This window comes from Acetoanaerobium sticklandii (assembly GCF_000196455.1).
Taxonomy (GTDB): Bacteria; Bacillota; Clostridia; order Peptostreptococcales; family Filifactoraceae; genus Acetoanaerobium; species Acetoanaerobium sticklandii.
In genome coordinates this window covers 565,001-567,500 of the sequence record NC_014614.1, presented here as the reverse complement: position 1 = coordinate 567,500, position 2,500 = coordinate 565,001, and the positions used below count along the sequence as shown (strand labels likewise).

1 rRNA gene (only partly in view) is annotated in these 2,500 nt (G+C 50.7%); it reads right to left on the bottom strand.

From position 1 onward, the window contains the following. Positions 1 to 21: 21 nt before the first annotated feature. Positions 22 to 2,500, bottom strand: a 23S ribosomal RNA gene (locus CLOST_RS02530); it runs 439 nt beyond the window's last position.

The following is a 2,500-nucleotide window of genomic DNA, read 5'->3' as shown; positions in this document are numbered from 1 at the left end:
CTGCATATCATAATCCTAAGTTAGGTCAAGTCCTCGACCTATTAGTACTCTTAAGCTCAATACATTACTGCACTTACACCTAGAGCCTATCAACCAGGTAGTCTTCCTGGGGTCTTACCCTTGCGGAGGGAAATCTTATCTTGAGGTTGGCTTCGTGCTTAGATGCCTTCAGCACTTATCCATTCCGCACGTAGCTATCCAGCTGTGCCACTGGCGTGACAACTGGTGCACCAGAGGTGCGTCCATCCCGGTCCTCTCGTACTAAGGACAGATCCTCTCAAATTTCCTACGCCTGCGACGGATAGGGACCGAACTGTCTCACGACGTTCTGAACCCAGCTCGCGTACCACTTTAATGGGCGAACAGCCCAACCCTTGGGACCTACTACAGCCCCAGGATGTGATGAGCCGACATCGAGGTGCCAAACCTCCCCGTCGATGTGGACTCTTGGGGGAGATCAGCCTGTTATCCCCAGGGTAGCTTTTATCCGTTGAGCGATGGCCCTTCCACGCGGTACCACCGGATCACTAAGTCCGACTTTCGTCCTTGCTCGACCTGTATGTCTCGCAATCAAGCTCCCTTTTGCCTTTACACTCTACGCACGATTTCCGACCGTGCTGAGGGAACCTTTGAGCGCCTCCGTTACATTTTGGGAGGCGACCGCCCCAGTCAAACTGCCCGCCAAGCAGTGTCCCAGATGAGGATTCACTCATCGTGGTTAGAATCCAGATAGTACAAGGGTGGTATCCCAAGGATGGCTCCAGCAAAACTGGCGTCCTACTTTCAAAGCCTCCCACCTATCCTGTACATATACTACCTAAATCCAATGCTAAGCTACAGTAAAGCTCCATGGGGTCTTTCCGTCCTGTCGCAGGTATCCGGCATCTTCACCGGAATTACAATTTCACCGAGTCTGTTGTTGAGACAGCGCCCAAATCGTTACGCCTTTCGTGCGGGTCGGAACTTACCCGACAAGGAATTTCGCTACCTTAGGACCGTTATAGTTACGGCCGCCGTTTACTGGGGCTTAAGTTCAGTGCTTCGATTGCTCTAACACATCCCCTTAACCTTCCAGCACCGGGCAGGCGTCAGCCCCTATACTTCACCTTGCGGTTTAGCAGAGACCTATGTTTTTGGTAAACAGTCGCTTGGGCCTATTCTCTGCGGCCTCTTCATGCGTTAACACTAATGAGGCACCCCTTCTCCCTAAGTTACGGGGTAATTTTGCCGAGTTCCTTAACAACAGTTCTCTCGCTGGCCTTGGGATTCTCTCCCCACCCACCTGTGTCGGTTTGCGGTACGGGCACCTTTTATCTCGCTAGAAGCTTTTCCTGACAGCGTGAAATCAACGACTTCGCTACTAAATTTCGCTCCCCATCACATCCCAGAATTGTAACCGCGGATTTGCCTGCGGCTACTTCCTCAATGCTTGGACACACAAATCCAACTGTGTGATCGCCTATCCTTCTGTGTCACTCCATCACTCAAACGATAATTGGTGGTACAGGAATCTACACCTGTTGTCCATCACCTACGCCTTTCGGCCTTGGCTTAGGTCCCGACTAACCCTGAGAGGACGAACCTTGCTCAGGAAACCTTGGGTTTTCGGCCTGGATGATTCTCACATCCATCTCGCTACTCATGCCAACATTCTCACTCGTATACAGTCCACTGCTCCTTACGGTACAGCTTCAGCCCGTATACGACGCTCTCCTACCACTCATACATAAGTATGAATCCGTAGCTTCGGTAGTGTGTTTGAGCCCCGGTAATTTTCGGCGCGGGACCACTCGACCAGTGAGCTATTACGCACTCTTTAAATGAATGGCTGCTTCTAAGCCAACATCCTGGTTGTCTGGGCAATCCCACATCCTTTTCCACTTAACACACATTTTGGGACCTTAGCTGACGGTCTGGGCTGTTGCCCTCTTGACCATGGATCTTATCACTCATAGTCTGACTGCCAGATATAATATACAGGCATTCGGAGTTTGATAGTCTTCGGTAACCCAAAGGGCCCCTAGGACAGTCAGTGCTCTACCTCCTGCAATCTAAACTCTGACGCTAGCCCTAAAGCTATTTCGGAGAGAACCAGCTATCTCCAGGCTCGATTGGAATTTCACCTCTACCCACAGTTCATCCCCGCACTTTTCAACGTGCGTGGGTTCGGACCTCCATTTCCGGTTAAGGAAACTTCATCCTGACCATGGGTAGGTCGCCTGGTTTCGGGTCTGCAATATGCAACTAAAACGCCCATTTAAGACTCGCTTTCGCTGCGGCTTCGTATCTTAAATACTTAACCTTGCAACATATTGCAACTCGTTGGCCCGTTCTACAAAAAGTACGCAGTCATCCATATAAAGGACTCCTACAGCTTGTAAGCATAGGGTTTCAGGTTCTATTTCACTCCCCTCCCGGGGTTCTTTTCACCTTTCCCTCACGGTACTATTCTCTATCGGTCGCTGGGTAGTATTTAGCCTTCGGGGGTGGTCCCCCGATA